The sequence below is a fragment of the Candidatus Fermentibacter sp. genome (assembly GCA_030373045.1).
Taxonomy (GTDB): domain Bacteria; phylum Fermentibacterota; class Fermentibacteria; order Fermentibacterales; family Fermentibacteraceae; genus Fermentibacter.
Genome location: JAUCPW010000065.1, coordinates 1 through 13,312 on the forward strand (window position 1 = coordinate 1; position 13,312 = coordinate 13,312).

13 protein-coding genes and 5 tRNA genes are annotated in these 13,312 nt (G+C 67.7%); 12 read left to right on the forward strand and 6 right to left on the reverse strand.

The genetic code is table 11. The features are described from left to right. Positions 1-66 precede the first annotated feature (66 nt). Positions 67-390 carry a hypothetical protein gene (locus QUS11_10775; GenBank protein MDM7993783.1) on the forward strand — a complete coding sequence of 108 codons (324 nt, stop codon included), beginning with the start codon at positions 67-69 and terminating at the stop codon, positions 388-390. Here QUS11_10775 and QUS11_10780 read toward each other — a convergent pair. The 3 genes from QUS11_10780 to QUS11_10790 are packed head-to-tail and all read right to left on the reverse strand — an operon-like array spanning position 387 to position 3,165. Then, complete coding sequence (locus QUS11_10780) at positions 387-599, reverse strand: hypothetical protein (protein MDM7993784.1); 213 nt, start codon at positions 597-599, stop codon at positions 387-389. The two genes, QUS11_10775 and QUS11_10780, sit on opposite strands and share 4 nt — an antisense overlap. A 53-nt stretch (positions 600-652) precedes the next feature. Beyond that, on the reverse strand, positions 653-1,906 hold the full coding sequence (locus QUS11_10785) for a glycosyltransferase family 4 protein (protein MDM7993785.1): 1,254 nt from the start codon (positions 1,904-1,906) through the stop codon (positions 653-655). Then, positions 1,903-3,165, reverse strand: coding sequence for a glycosyltransferase family 4 protein (locus tag QUS11_10790; GenBank protein ID MDM7993786.1), 1,263 nt, complete (start codon positions 3,163-3,165; stop codon positions 1,903-1,905). The genes QUS11_10785 and QUS11_10790 overlap by 4 nt, the downstream gene beginning before the upstream one ends. A 118-nt stretch (positions 3,166-3,283) precedes the next feature. Between QUS11_10790 and QUS11_10795 the strand changes: the two genes are divergently transcribed. The 3 genes from QUS11_10795 to QUS11_10805 are packed head-to-tail and all read left to right on the forward strand — an operon-like array spanning position 3,284 to position 8,073. Beyond that, on the forward strand, positions 3,284-4,483 hold the full coding sequence (locus QUS11_10795; GenBank protein ID MDM7993787.1) for an aspartate kinase: 1,200 nt from the start codon (positions 3,284-3,286) through the stop codon (positions 4,481-4,483). Further along, entirely contained in the window at positions 4,480-5,274 is a 795-nt protein-coding gene (locus QUS11_10800; GenBank protein MDM7993788.1) for an undecaprenyl-diphosphate phosphatase, read from the forward strand. The genes QUS11_10795 and QUS11_10800 overlap by 4 nt, the downstream gene beginning before the upstream one ends. Before the next feature lie 3 nt (positions 5,275-5,277). Further along, positions 5,278-8,073 carry a tetratricopeptide repeat protein gene (locus tag QUS11_10805; protein MDM7993789.1) on the forward strand — a complete coding sequence of 932 codons (2,796 nt, stop codon included), beginning with the start codon at positions 5,278-5,280 and terminating at the stop codon, positions 8,071-8,073. Positions 8,074-8,082: 9 nt separating this feature from the next. Here QUS11_10805 and QUS11_10810 read toward each other — a convergent pair whose 3' ends face one another. Genes QUS11_10810 through QUS11_10820 form a run of 3 tightly spaced genes read right to left on the reverse strand, consistent with a single transcriptional unit; the run spans position 8,083 to position 10,888 of the window. Then, positions 8,083-9,372 carry a hypothetical protein gene (locus tag QUS11_10810; GenBank protein ID MDM7993790.1) on the reverse strand — a complete coding sequence of 430 codons (1,290 nt, stop codon included), beginning with the start codon at positions 9,370-9,372 and terminating at the stop codon, positions 8,083-8,085. Beyond that, entirely contained in the window at positions 9,369-10,070 is a 702-nt protein-coding gene (locus tag QUS11_10815) for an ATP-binding cassette domain-containing protein (protein MDM7993791.1), read from the reverse strand. Before QUS11_10815 ends, QUS11_10810 begins: the two co-directional genes overlap by 4 nt. Next, positions 10,067-10,888, reverse strand: coding sequence for a hypothetical protein (locus QUS11_10820; protein ID MDM7993792.1), 822 nt, complete (start codon positions 10,886-10,888; stop codon positions 10,067-10,069). Before QUS11_10820 ends, QUS11_10815 begins: the two co-directional genes overlap by 4 nt. 282 nt (positions 10,889-11,170) lie before the next feature. Here QUS11_10820 and QUS11_10825 point away from each other — a divergent pair. From QUS11_10825 to secE, 8 genes are all read left to right on the forward strand, one after another. Next, a tRNA-Thr gene (locus QUS11_10825) sits at positions 11,171-11,246 on the forward strand. A 15-nt stretch (positions 11,247-11,261) separates the two neighbouring features. Next, a tRNA-Tyr gene (locus QUS11_10830) sits at positions 11,262-11,348 on the forward strand. Positions 11,349-11,359: 11 nt separating this feature from the next. Beyond that, positions 11,360-11,436, forward strand: a tRNA-Gly gene (locus QUS11_10835). Positions 11,437-11,469: 33 nt separating this feature from the next. After that, a tRNA-Thr gene (locus QUS11_10840) sits at positions 11,470-11,545 on the forward strand. Positions 11,546-11,592: 47 nt separating this feature from the next. Then, positions 11,593-12,786, forward strand: coding sequence for an elongation factor Tu (gene tuf, locus QUS11_10845; protein ID MDM7993793.1), 1,194 nt, complete (start codon positions 11,593-11,595; stop codon positions 12,784-12,786). Positions 12,787-12,793: 7 nt separating this feature from the next. After that, a complete protein-coding gene (rpmG, locus tag QUS11_10850; GenBank protein MDM7993794.1) occupies positions 12,794-12,943 on the forward strand; it encodes a 50S ribosomal protein L33 in 150 nt (49 codons plus the stop codon). A 19-nt stretch (positions 12,944-12,962) separates the two neighbouring features. Beyond that, positions 12,963-13,038 (forward strand) — tRNA-Trp (locus tag QUS11_10855). Positions 13,039-13,065: 27 nt separating this feature from the next. After that, a complete protein-coding gene (secE, locus tag QUS11_10860) occupies positions 13,066-13,299 on the forward strand; it encodes a preprotein translocase subunit SecE (protein MDM7993795.1) in 234 nt (77 codons plus the stop codon). The last annotated feature ends 13 nt before the right edge of the window (positions 13,300-13,312 follow it).

Sequence of the window (13,312 nt, forward strand, 5' to 3'; positions counted from 1 at the left end):
GAGGCGCCCGAGGGGGGTGGGGAACCGTCATCACCGGCTTAAGAGACGGCCCTGCGCGTGTTGTCGTTGCTTTCGGGTGCCGCGGCCGCGGCCGCCAGGGCGGCCAGGATCGCCGGGCTGGCGTGCAGCGTGCAGGAGTTCGAGTGGAGAGGCCGTCCGAGGATGCTCCGCTTCTGCGCCGGGCGGCTCGTCGAGGCCGCCTGGGGGGACGAGGGAGGCATCCGCGGATCCTGCCGGCCTCCCTATCATCAGGTATCCGATGCGATGAGCTACCGACGGCTGTCGGTCCTGTCGGGGGAGATGCTCCGGATGGGTTCCGTCACGCGAGGCGCCGGACCGTCCGATCCGGCGCCCCCCGCTGCTATCGCGGGCGTGGAGACGGGGGTCTAGTCCTCGTCCTCCTCCTCCAGTCCGTCATCATCGTCTTCTTCGTCGTCTGGCTCCTCCTCGTCCTCCCAGGACCAGTCTTCCTCTCCGGGAGGGGGGAAACCGACACCTTCGCCCATCATGTCGTCAACGGATTCGCCGGGTTCGTCCCCCCCGGCATCCTCATCGATTTCGTCGTCGTCCTCGAAGTCTTCGTCGTCGTCCCAGACCAATTCCAGCCCCCTTTTTACCGGTGCCCGAAATAGCTGAAAACGCCCGGCCCGGGTCAAGAGCCCGGCGAGGCGCCCCCGGCGGGCTGACCGCATGCGTCTGCGGCCCTCCAGGAGTCGATCATCCTCCGGGCATGCCCGGAGGCGGAGAAGTGTCCGGATATCCGCGCCCTGGCGGCGGTCCCCAGCGAAGAGGAGCCCTCCGGGTCGTCCAGCAGGCGCAGCAGGACCGCTGCAAGGGCGGAAGGATCGCCTGGATCGGTCAGGATTCCGCTCACACCGTCCTCGATGAGCTCCGGTACGCCGGAAAGGCGGGTCGAGACGACGGGGACGCCCATCCCCATGGCCTCCATCAGGGCTATGGGAATGCCGTCCATGTCGCCATCCGGAGCCTTCACACAAGGCAGGACGGCGACGGCGGCCCTGGCCGTGCCTGCCAGCACCTCGTCCGAAGGCAGAGCTCCCGGGAACTCGACGAACCCGTCGAGGCCCATACCGGAGGCCTTCTCACGGTACATGCGGAGCCTGTCGCCGTTCCTGTCGGACCCTGCGATGACGCAGCGCCAGCCGCTCCGCCCGGCCTTCATGACGGCGCACGCCGAAAGCAGGACCCCCACGCCCTTCTTGTCGGCCAGGCCGCTGGCCATGCACCAGATCAGCCCGCTCCCCATGCCGGACCATTCCGGCAGGCCCTCCTGCTCTATCCCGAGCCGGTTCACGACGGCCCCCGACCCCGCCCCGGCCCCCCATCTATCCATGATGAAGAGCCTGTCGAAGTCGGAGATGGTGAAGAGGGGGCATGCCTTCGAGAGCATCAGCCCGACGGCCTCGGGCCTCCTCGGCGTGAAGATGTCGGCGGCATGCACCGTGAGGCTCCAGGGGATGCCGAGCATCCTCGAAGCCCACATCGCCACGGCGGCCGGCTCCCAGGCGAAATGGCTGTGTATCCTGTCGGGAGGGTTCTTCGCGAGCGCGTCGGCGAGCCTCGCGCCGTAGGCCATGAGCGCGGGGCCGGAGACGCGGAAGGCTTCGGCGGCGAGGCCGGCCATCGGGCGGGGGTGCACGAGGAATGCGCGTGTCGTGCTCAGGAGGGAGCGTACGGCCTGCCCGGGAGTGGGCGAGCCCGTCACCAGCTCCCCTCCGGAGCCGCCCTGAACGGAACCCGGAGGCAGGTCGCCTCCGGTGATCGAGTCGATGTACCGGTCGGTCCCGGGGAGCCAGATCTCGGTTTCGACCCCGAGGGCGCCCAGGGCCTCCACCTCCGTCCTCACGTAGGTCGGCAGGAAGCCCAGCACCATGGCGACCCTCATCGTCCGCCCCCCCGGGCGCCGCATCCCGCGAAGCGTCCGTATATCCCCGTCAGCACCGCGGCCTGCGCCGGCCAGGTGTATCGCGCCAGGGCGGCCGCCCTGCCGTTCCCGCCCATCTCCGCCCTCGCCGCGCCGTCGGAGGCGAGGCCGAGGATGCCGCGGGCGATGGCCCGGGGGCTCTCGGGGTCGATGAGCATCCCGCAGCGCTCCCTGCATATCAGGTCGGCCATCTCCGGCAGGTCGCTCGCGATGATCGGGAGACCGGCCATCATGTACTCGTAGAGCTTGTTGGGCAGCGAATAGTAGTGGTTGGGGCAGGTGTTCTGGAACAGGATCAGGCCGATGTCGGCCGACGCCGTCACGCCGGGCAGCTTCTCCGACGGCACCGGCGGGAGGATGGAGAGCACCCCGTTCACGTCCCTCTCCCTCGCCATGGCCGGAAGCACGCCCGATGTCGCGTCGGGGCCTATCATGACCACCCTGACCGAGCCCGCCGGCAGGAGCCCGCAGGCTTCGATCAGCTTCTCGAGTCCGCGCTCGTACGCTATGGCCCCCTGGTACAGCACTATGGGGCCGCCATCCTCCGGAACGCCGTCGAGCCTCCCCCTGGGAGGCAGTTCGGGGATGGCCTCGGGGCAGTTCTCGACGAGCTCTATCCGGATACCCGGGTACATCTCCTCCATGACGCCGATCCTGCCGCGGGTGACCGCGATGACGGCGTCGGCCCGGCGGATCAGCAGCCTCTCGGCAAGCCGGTCGCGCAGCCTTCCGACGGCACCGGTCTCGCGCAGGTACCTTGCCGAACCGAGCCAGAGCTCGTGCGAGTCGTAGACGAGCCTCGCCCCGAGGAGCAGGGCGGCGGCCCGGGCGGGCATCAGCGTGTCGAGATCGTGGGCGTGCACCACGCATGCACCCGTACGGAGCGCAGAGGCGAGGAGGCGGACGTCGAACACGGCGTTGCGGAAGAAGTCGGCGGCCCTGCGCCTGGCCCTGCTGTGGCGGAGCCTCGACAGGGCGGCGCGGAGAGGCCCGCGGGGGTGCGGCTCCGAATCGAGGCTGTCCGTGATCGAGGCGGCGGCGGCGGACCTGAACCGCAGCCTCCTGACGGATATCCCGTTCCAGTCCTCCTCGCGCGGAGCGCCCGGCTCCTCCCAGCAGAGGACGGTAACGTCCCAGCCCGCGGCCTTCAGGGCCAGGGCCTCCTTCTTCACGCGGGCATCTCCGCGGAGTCTGTTCTTGAGCATGAAGCAGGTCCGCAAGGGGACTCCTTCCGATACGACTGCGAAGGATACTAGAGGCCCCGTTCCTCGGCAATCCACGGCTGGCACACCACGGGCTCCATCGGGTAGAATCCGCCTTGGAGCGCAGGAGGTGTTCATGGAGGCAACGAGCCCCAGAGTATACAAGTTCGGGGGCACCTGCATCGCCGACGAGTCCGGCAGGCAGGCGGCGGTGGGGCACTGCGCGAAGGCGCTCTCCGACGGCAGGGGTCTCGTGGTGGTCGTCTCCGCCATGGGCAGGAACGGCGACCCGTACGCCACGGACACCCTCTCGGGCCTGGCGCCGGGCGCTCCGGCCGCCGAGCGCGACAGCCTCCTCTGCTGCGGCGAGATCATCTCGGCTGCCGTGATGGCCGATGCCCTCAGGACCAGCGGCATCCCTGCCGAGTCGCTCACGGGCTGGGACGCCGGACTTTCGACCGACGGGCTCCACGGCGATGCCGGGATATGCAGGATCGACACCGCGCGGATACGCGGGCTGCTCGACAGGGGAGTGGTCCCCGTGGTGGCCGGTTTCCAGGGAGGCGGTCCGGACGGGTCGGCATGCACCCTGGGCAGGGGGGGCTCGGACACGACGGCCCTTGCCCTCGCCGCCGCCATCGGGGCAGGGGAGGCCGTCCTCTTCAAGAACGTCGATTCCATAAGATCGGCCGATCCCGCCCTGGTCGGGAACACGATCCGCATAGAACGCATCAGCTACGAGGATCTGAGGCAGATGTCCTGGCAGGGGGCCGGCGTCGTCCACCCCAGGGCAGCCGAGATCGCTGGCGAGGCCGGCATCCCGGTCGAGGTCAGGCGCCACTCCTCCGGCGAGACCGTCACCCGGATAGAACCCTTCGTCATCAGGGGCGGCAGGTACATAACCGGGGTCACGTCCGGTCCCGACGTCTCGCGGGTGTCGGTGACCGATCCCGGCGGGGGTCCTCCCAGCTCGTTCTACGCGAACGTATTCGGCGCAGTGGCCGATGCCGGGATCTCCATGGACATGTTCTCGGTGATGGGATGTACGGTCCTCTTCACGGTGGAAGGCCCTAGGGCGGCGGACGTCCGTTCCATCCTGTCCGGGATGGGCTTCGCCGTGGACCTCGAGGGGCCGTGCTCCAAGGTCTCGATCGTGGGTGCCGGCATGCACGGGATGAGGGGCGTCATGGCCCGGTTCGCCCGCACTCTCGACTGCGCCGGGATCGAGATGCTGCAGACCGTCGACTCGCATGCGACCATTTCCGCGCTGGTCAGGCGCGGCGACAGGGACAGGGCGCTCGCCGCCCTCCACCATGAGTTCCTGGAGGCCGGATGAGGCTCCTTCCCGTTCTTCTGCTCGCCCTCGTGCAGGGGATCGCAGAGTTCCTCCCCATCTCCAGTTCCGGGCACCTCGCCCTGCTCGGAAGGTTCCTCGGGTCCGGCGCGACGGGCGAAGGGGTGCTGATCGAGGTCATACTGCACCTCGGGACGCTCTGTTCGGTTCTCGTCTTCTATCGGACCGACCTCTCCCGGCTCCTGTCCGGGCTGTCCAGGGGAGCGGCGGATTCCTGGAGGCTGCTGCTGCTGCTGGCCCTGGCCTCCATCCCCGCGGCGGCGGTCGGGCTGCTCTTCGAGGACGGCATCGAGAGAGCCTTCTCCTCGCCCCTCCTGGTGGCCGTCCTGCTCGGGATCAACGGCATGATCCTGCTGGTGTCGGGCCTCCTGCGCAGGAGGACTCCGGGCGGGAGCGGCCCCGGGCTCCGGCACGCGTTGGCCGGGGGCCTGGCGCAGGCTGTCGCGATCCTTCCGGGGATCTCCAGATCGGGATCGACGATCTCCGCGATGACTGCCTCGGGCATGGCGCAGACCGATGCCGCCGGGTTCTCGTTCCTCATGTCGATCCCCGCGGTAGCGGGCGCAGGCCTCCTCGAGGCCCGGGGGATCGCATCCCTCGACCCGGCCGACATCCCCGTGGCGCTGGCGGGGTTCGCCGTGTCCTTCCTGGCAGGCTACGCCTCGCTCCGGCTCCTGATCGGCATGCTGGGACGGAACAGGCTCTGGGTCTTCGGTGTATACTGCCTGGTCGCTTCGGTGGCCGCGACGGCCGTCATTCTCACGGGAGGCTGACCCATGTATGCGCTTCTCCTCGCCTGCATGACGGGAGCACCCCCTGCGGGATGGGCCGGGGCATGCGCGGCCGACGACTGGCCGGGCGCGCTGTCCATCGCTGAAGGCGCCATCGCCGCCGATTCCCTCGATGCCGATGCATGGGCCTGCGCGGCCATCGCCGCCTTCCGGTCGGAGACCGGTTCGAATGCGTCCGTCTGGGCAGGCGCCGCACTCGCGCTCGATTCCCTCTCGCCCCTCGCATGGGCGGCCAGGGGGACCCTGCTCTCGACCACCGACCCGGAAGCCGCCCTCGGGGCGTTCCGCAGATCTCTCGAACTCGATGACCTCTGCATCCCCGCCATCGAGGGGATGGCCGGGGTCGTCTCCTCCGCAGGCGACTACGAACTCTCGGTCGATCTCCTCGAAGGGCTCCTGGAGGCCGAACCGTCCTACAGGCCCGCATTCCTTCCGCTGATCGGAGCCCTGGGGATGTCGGGCCGGGAGGAGGAGGCCCTCGCACGGGCCTCGGCCCTCTCCGGCCTCCATCCCGATTACCGCGCCCTCTCTCTGGAGTTCGGCACTCTCCTCGAGGAGGCGGGGCTCCCCGACTCGGCCATGGCTGTCTACACGAGGGCCGTCCCGCCCGGCCCCTCCGGCACGGAGTTCCACAGGCGGATCGGCCTCCTCCACGAGGACCGGGGCGGATTCGGAGCCGCGATCAAGAGCTACAGGGAGGCCATCGCGTCCGATTCGACGGATTCGTGGGCCTTCGGCGAGATCGGCTGGTGCTTCGAGGCGGTGGGGCGGGACGATCTGGCCATGGAATGGTACATGGCGGGCCTGGATGTCGACCCCGGCTACTCCTGGGCCGCCTACAGGGCGGGCCTGCTGATGCAGAACCAGGGGCTTCCCGACTCGGCCAGGACGTGGTTCGGGGAAGCCCTGGCGATCGATCCCGCGATGACCGAAGCCTGGGTCAGCCTCGGGCTGCTGGACGAGAGCGAAGGCCTGCTCGAAAAGGCCGCCGCCGACTACAGGAGGGCCCTCGAGCTCGATCCATCCGACGCCTGGACCTGGGGCGAGCTGGGGTACGTCTGCTACAATCTCGGGAGCACGGCCGAAGCCGCCGCTGCATACGAGATGGCGGTCGGGATCGACTCCGCCTACCAGTGGGGATGGGAGCAGCGCGGCCTGCTCTACGAGGAGGGGGGCGAACCCGGCCTCGCCGCCTCGTGGTATCGCGCGGCCATCGAGGCCGCACCCCAGAGCGCGTGGCTGTACGGCGAGCTGGGAATGCTGCTGGAGGATGCGGGCGAGGCCGACTCGGCCGAGGCTGTCTATCTCGAGGCGCTCTCGATCGACAGCCTGTACTCCTTCGGGCTCCTCAGGCTCGCCCGCATCGAGCGCAGGACGGGCTCGCCCGAAGTCGCGCTCGACTATCTCGAGAGGTACATGGAGGCATCGGGCGACACGGGCATGGCCCTGCTGGAGTCGGCCTCGATCCGTCGAGGGATGGGAGAGGCCGGACAGGCCGACAGCCTGGAGGCCCTGGCCATGGAGTACGATCCCGCGTCGGCCGAGAACCTGGCTTGGAGCCTCCACTACAACGGGATGACCGATGAGGCCGTAGCCGCTGGGATCTTCGCCTGCTCGAAGGCGCCGGGCGACCCCGTGATCCTCGTCTCGATCTGCGACATGCTGTCGGCCGCAGGCAGGTTCCCGGTCGCGGACAGCCTCTGCAGGGCCGCCGCAGGCGCCTTCCCGGGAGATCCGGCGGTGTGGAGGGCCTGGGGTACGGTCCTCGGCACGGCCGAGATGTACGCAGAGGCCGAAGAGGCCCTGACGGCATCGTTCCTGCTCGACAGCGCATCCTACGAGACCGCGAGCCTCCTGGGCGAGGCGCTCCTCTTCCAGGACAGGTACGCCGAAGCGGAGGAATGGCTCGAACGCTCGCTCGAGCTCGATCCCGAGGCGGTGTTCTCTATCTGCTACCTCGGGCTCATCCGCGAGAGGATGGGTGATCCGTCGGGGGCCCTCGACCGCTACCTGGAGGCTCTCAGGATCTCCCCCGGCTATTCCTACGCAGAGGATCGGATACGGTACGTCTCCGACCCGTCGTACGACGTGGACTACTGGAGGACGGAGTCGAGGCCGTTCTCGGCGTCGATCTGGGCCGACCTGTCCTTCGAGAGGGGCAACGGCGAGGAGAGCAGCTACCAGGGAGGCGCCGAGGCCTCGTGGATCTGCGGTCCCCGCGGCAGCAGGGTGGATGCCGAGTTCAGGGGCAACCTCGAGAAGGTCTACGTGAGGGAGAGGGAGAACTCCGCCTGGGCGTCGCTGGGGATGGAGTACTTCCTGACCGGCGTGCTGTACGCCAAGGCCCACGGGAGCTGGGACCGCCAGCCCTCCACCGTGAGGCCCTGGCAGGTCAGCTCGTACACTTCGATAGGCTACCGGGAGTGGATCACCGACTGGCTGTACGTCGCACCCGAGGTCGGGGCCGGCATGGTGACCAGCCAGTGGTACATGGCGGAGAAGAAGACCGACGACTGGACGTCGTACCTGTCGCTCGGGGTATGGATGAACCGGGAGGACTCCCTGCTGCCGTCGCTCTGGGTGGGGGCGGGCGTCTACCTCCCGCCCGACGATACCGACAACTACATCGCCAACGGCAATGCGGAGATATCGTTCGATGCCATGGACAGGGTGAGCATCGCCGTGGGATGCAACCTGGACTACACGAACAGGCCGGTCATCCCGACATGGGAGAAGCTCGACTCGGAAGTCTACTCCAGGATCAGCCTCTCGCTCTTCTGACCGGCTCCGCTAGCGCCTGAGCAGCTCCGCGACCGGCCTGCCCAGTATCCGGCGGAACGACAGCCAGGCCAGCCCGGTCGAGACCGCAAGCACGAAGACCAGGCCTGCGGCCATGTATGCTGCAGGGAAGACCGCCAGCGAATCGAGGGCCGACCTGAGCACGGTGGAGAGGGAGAGCAGCGCCTCGCTGACCCCCCAGGCCGTCAGGGCGCCCCCGAGCCCCCCCAGCACCAGCGAAATCGCCGACATGAAGAGGATCTGGAAGGAGAACACCGCCGCCAGCTTCTCCCAGGGCGTGCCCAGGGCGACGAGCACCCCGATGGCGAACCTCCTGCTGCGGATGTCCGACACCAGGGTGTGGACCGCGCTCGTGACTGCCGACACCAGTATGGCGAGGGCGAGGGCCGACAGGGCGGTCGTGACGATGGCCACCAGCATCTCGGCCTTCTGTGCGATGCCCCTCCGGGTCTCCGCCCGGAGGCCCAGCGCCTCCGCCCTCCTGACGATGGCGGGGACGTCCTCGGCTCTCGCGGCCGTCACCATCAGAGCGCTGTAGCTCCTCTCCCTCTCGGGGAGGAAGAGCGTGTTCATGCCGTCCACGAACTCGATGGGCACCGCGAGGGCGAACAGGGCCAGGTTGTCGGACGTGGCCACGATCCTCGCCCTGACCGTCACGGGCCTGTGCGCCGACCTGGCTATCGAACTGCTGCCCACGGTGACCTCGCACTCCAGCCCCACCACTCCCTCCGGGCTGAGCCCCACCAGGTCGTTCGCCTCCGCGAAACCCGCGTTGTAGAGAAGGAGCAGGTTCTCGCTCAGGACGATGGGCAGGAAGGTGGCGGCGCTGTCGGAGATGTCGTACGACCAGTCGATGCCCTCGAGAACCGAGTCGCCCAGGAACTCCCCCGTCACTCCCTCGATGGTGATGTCGGTGTAGTAGGGCCGGCCTCCCAGCAGACCCTCGAGATACGCCGGGACGTGCGCGTATATCTGCGGATCGATCCTCGAGACCTCGGTCAGGGCCGCGAGCGAGTCGCGCAGGGACTCGGTTATCTCCAGCCCCCCCAGCTCGCTCTGGAAGAAGCCGGCCTGGATGCCCGGGGGCACCACCCTCACCTGCTCCGCCGGCAGGTCGCGGGACATGAACCTGTCCAGCACCTTGCCGACGCCGAGGCCGATCGAGATGAAGAAGACGAGGAACAGGGCGGCCGTGAACAGCATGACCTGGCTGAAGAGGTAGTCGCGCCAGTGTCCCCTGTTCCACAGCTTTATGGCGTAGGCGGTCTCCCTCGTCCTCATGGCGCGCTCCCCCCTTCGGGAGGAACGTTCCTCTCAGCCGGGCGGAGGCGGCCTTCCCTGAGCTCGAGGACCCTGTCGGCGCGGGAAAGGACGGCATGGGAGTGGACCACCGCTATCAGGGTGAATCCCTGCTTCCTCCTGAGGCCGTCGAGCATGTCGAAGAGGATGTTCTCGTTGTCGTCGTCGAGGCTCGCGCTGGGTTCGTCGGCGAGCAGCACGCCGGGCCGGTTCACGAGGCCCCGCGCCACGGCCACCCTCTGGCGCTCGCCCCGCGAGAGCATCGCTGTCGGGGTCGAGTCGATGCGCACCCCGAGCTGGTCCATGACGTCGATCGCGCTGTTGCGTGCCGATTCGGCGTCCCTGCCCGAGAAGACCGCAGGCAGGATGGCGTTCTCGAGGGCCGTCAGCTCGGGCAGGAGATGGAAGTCCTGGAAGACGTACCCGAGGACGTCGCGCCTCATCGAGGCCAGCCCGGCCGGAGTGGCGGACTTCACTTCCCTGCCGTCCAGCTCCAGCCTGCCCTCGAATTCGAGGTCGTGCGTCCCCAGGATGCCGAGGAGAGTGCTCTTCCCCGTGCCGCTGCGGCCTATGATGCCCAGGAACTCGCCCGGGGAGGCTTCCAGGTCGAGCCCGTCGAGCACGCGCAGGCTCCCGAACGACCTCCCCACGCCTTCAGCCTTCAGGATCGCCCCGCTCACAGGTAACCTCCCGCCATCAGCAGGAGACGCAGTGACGAGAGCATCTCGCCGGGGGTGAAGCCCGAATCCTCTATCTCCAGGCGGGCCCTCGACACCTTGCCGTCCTGCCTCACGACCCTGGCCTCGACGCCTATGAAGCCCCCGAAGGACACGTCGAGCCTGGCCGCGGTGGGCTGGACGAGCGATAGGAACTCCTCGACGTCGTCCCACCCGTCCACCCAGCTCTCGATCGGCGCCACCCTGAGGAACGATATGAGCCCGGGCGGGACGAAGAGGGACAGGTCGCCGCCGTCGCCGGCTATCCGTGCCACGGAGGAGTCGGCGCCCAGGCTCCTCGACGGCTCCAGGCCCAGCCAAGCGGTCATCACCGACTGCGGCGACGGGCCCAGGTAGAGACACGACCATCCGTCCCGCTCCGAAACGGCCCCGAGCACCGCGCCGGTGGCGGATAGGAGATCGGATCTGTCCGCGAGGCTGTCAGTGGTGAACTCCATGTATCTGGAGGCCAGGACGAGCATCGAGTCGACGCCAACATCCCTCGACAGCAGGAGGATCTGGGGTTCGAGGTTGGTCAGGTTGATGCCCGAGACGGTGATGCCGAGCGGTCCGCGGTCGATGAGCTCCCTCAGCAGCCCGGGATCGACGGGCAGGACCCCCTCCGGGAGGTACGCCCACAGCTCGGGCGGCAGGGGCGACTCCACGTGGATGTGGGCCAGCGAGGTCGAAGGGACCATTTCGAGTTCCTGCCCCAGGGTCCGCCCGCCGCAGCCGGCCAGCAGGCAGACGGCGGACGCCGCGAGATACCTCCGGTCGATCATCTCCACCGCCTTTCGCAGAGGCGAATATACAGCCCGGCCGCGCCGCAGGGATGGTCGGGAGCGCTGCCGGGTCGAGAGAGTCAAGGGAGCTGGAAGCGTTCCCGGGGGGGCGGGGGGGATGCAGGGATTGACCGCGGGGTGAGCGGCGGTTACGTTCCATCCGCCGGGGGTGACCGCCCCCCGGTGCGATCCATTGTGTCCAAGGGCTCCCGGGGGGGCAGAGGCCGGTTCCTGCCGGCATTGACGGCGTTCCCCGGGACGCATATGTATCGCTTTCGCGTCGCTGGCGTAGCTCAATCGGCAGAGCAGCGGATTTGTAATCCGCAGGTTATGGGTTCAACTCCCTTCGCCAGCTCCAGATCAGGTGACTCGTGGCGAGGTTCCCGAGCGGTCAAAGGGGGCAGACTGTAAATCTGTTGGCTCAACGCCTTCGGTGGTTCGAATCCACCCCTCGCCACCACCCGTTTCGGAGCGGGAATAGCTCAGCTGGCTAGAGCATCAGCCTTCCAAGCTGAGGGTCGCGGGTTCGAATCCCGTTTCCCGCTCCACGGGGGGTCCCGGTAGCTTCGTATGAATCGGACGCCCACGTAGCTCAGTCGGCAGAGCGCGTCCTTGGTAAGGACGAGGTCACCGGTTCGATCCCGGTCGTGGGCTCCACGGGCTTGGCGGAACTGCACTGCACTGCTGAACGGAGGATCAGAGGAATGGCCAAGGAGAAGTTCGAGAGGTCCAAACCCCATGTCAACGTGGGAACCATCGGTCACATCGACCATGGCAAGACCACGCTCACCGCAGCCATCACCAAGTGCCTGGCCACCCTCAACATGGCCAATTTCACCGCCTTCGACGAGATCGACAACGCTCCCGAGGAGAAGGCCCGCGGCATCACGATAAACACCGCCCACATCGAGTACCAGACGGCCGCCAGGCACTACGCCCACGTCGACTGCCCGGGCCATGCCGACTACATAAAGAACATGATCACGGGTGCGGCCCAGATGGACGGCGCCATCCTCGTCGTCAGCGCAGCCGACGGCGTGATGCCCCAGACCAAGGAGCACGTGCTCCTGGCCGGCCAGGTGAACGTCCCCAAGATGGTGGTCTTCCTGAACAAGGTCGACGCCGTCGACGATCCCGAGCTGGTCGACCTGGTCGAGATGGAGGTCTCCGAGCTCCTCGCCAAGTACGGGTTCGACGCCTCCTCCCCGATCATCCGCGGCAGCGCCCTGAAGGCCCTCAACAGCACGGGCGCCGAGGGCGACCCTGACGCCGCCTGCATCTTCGAGCTGATGAAGGCCGTCGACACCTGGATCCCGACCCCCGACCGCGCCGTCGACAAGCCGTTCCTGATGCCGGTCGAGGACGTGTTCTCGATCCCCGGCCGCGGCACCGTGGGCACCGGCAGGGTCGAGAGCGGCAGCATCAAGGTGGGGGACAAGGTCGAGCGCGTCGGCATCAAGGAGACTCTCGAGACTACGGTCACCGGTGTGGAGATGTTCCGCAAGGAGCTCGACTTCGCGCAGGCCGGCGACAACGTCGGTCTCCTGCTCCGCGGTGTGGCCAAGGAGGATCTCGAGAGGGGCATGGTCATCTCCGCCCCGAAGAGCATCACCCCACACAACGAGTTCACGGCCCAGGTCTACGTCCTGACCCAGAAGGAGGGCGGCAGGCACAAGCCGTTCTTCGACGGCTACAGGCCCCAGTTCTACTTCAGGACCACTGACGTCACCGGCACGATCAACCTGCCCGAGGGCACCGAGATGTGCATGCCCGGCGACCACATCGAGATGAAGGTGACGCTGATCACCCCGATCGCCATGTCAGAGGGTCTCAGGTTCGCCATCCGCGAGGGCGGCAGGACCGTAGGCGCCGGCAACGTGAACAAGATCATAAAGTAGGGAAGAAGTGAGAGTCATAATCACACTGGCCTGCCAGGACTGCAAGAGGCGCAACTACTCCACCACCAAGGACAAGCGCAAGCATCCCGACAGGATGGAGACGAGCAAGTACTGCAGGTTCTGCCGGAAGCACACGACTCACCGGGAGAGCAAATAGGACCGTGGGCAAGGGCTGCAGGGCAGTAGCACAATTGGCAGTGCACCGGACTCCAAATCCGGCGGTTGAGGGTTCGAGTCCTTCCTGCCCTGCCAGCAGCCGAGAGATACCCGGAGGAAGCGATGACTGAGAAGGCCTCGATCGGGAGCTTCTTTGCAAGGATCTGGCGCAGCGTCGTCGACTTCATCCTCGAGGTCAAGGCCGAGATGATGAAGGTCGCCTGGCCGTCGCGGCAGGAGATCGTCGCATCCACGTGGGTCGTGATCTTCGCAGTCGCGATCGTCTCGGCGTGGATCTTCGTGGCTGACCGCGCCAGCAGCATTCTCATGACCGCCCTTCGCAGCGCGCTGAGCTGACGGGCGGGGTTGG

What these genes read in the sequence shown, in the direction of transcription:
- QUS11_10785 (MDM7993785.1), bottom strand. Translation starts at nt 1,906, where the DNA reads ATGAGGGTCGCCATGGTGCTGGGCTTCCTGCCGACCTACGTGAGGACG.
- QUS11_10795 (MDM7993787.1), top strand. Translation starts at nt 3,284, where the DNA reads ATGGAGGCAACGAGCCCCAGAGTATACAAGTTCGGGGGCACCTGCATC.
- QUS11_10800 (MDM7993788.1), top strand. Translation starts at nt 4,480, where the DNA reads ATGAGGCTCCTTCCCGTTCTTCTGCTCGCCCTCGTGCAGGGGATCGCA.
- QUS11_10805 (MDM7993789.1), top strand. Translation starts at nt 5,278, where the DNA reads ATGTATGCGCTTCTCCTCGCCTGCATGACGGGAGCACCCCCTGCGGGA.
- QUS11_10810 (MDM7993790.1), bottom strand. Translation starts at nt 9,372, where the DNA reads ATGAGGACGAGGGAGACCGCCTACGCCATAAAGCTGTGGAACAGGGGA.
- QUS11_10820 (MDM7993792.1), bottom strand. Translation starts at nt 10,888, where the DNA reads ATGATCGACCGGAGGTATCTCGCGGCGTCCGCCGTCTGCCTGCTGGCC.
- tuf (MDM7993793.1), top strand. Translation starts at nt 11,593, where the DNA reads ATGGCCAAGGAGAAGTTCGAGAGGTCCAAACCCCATGTCAACGTGGGA.
- secE (MDM7993795.1), top strand. Translation starts at nt 13,066, where the DNA reads ATGACTGAGAAGGCCTCGATCGGGAGCTTCTTTGCAAGGATCTGGCGC.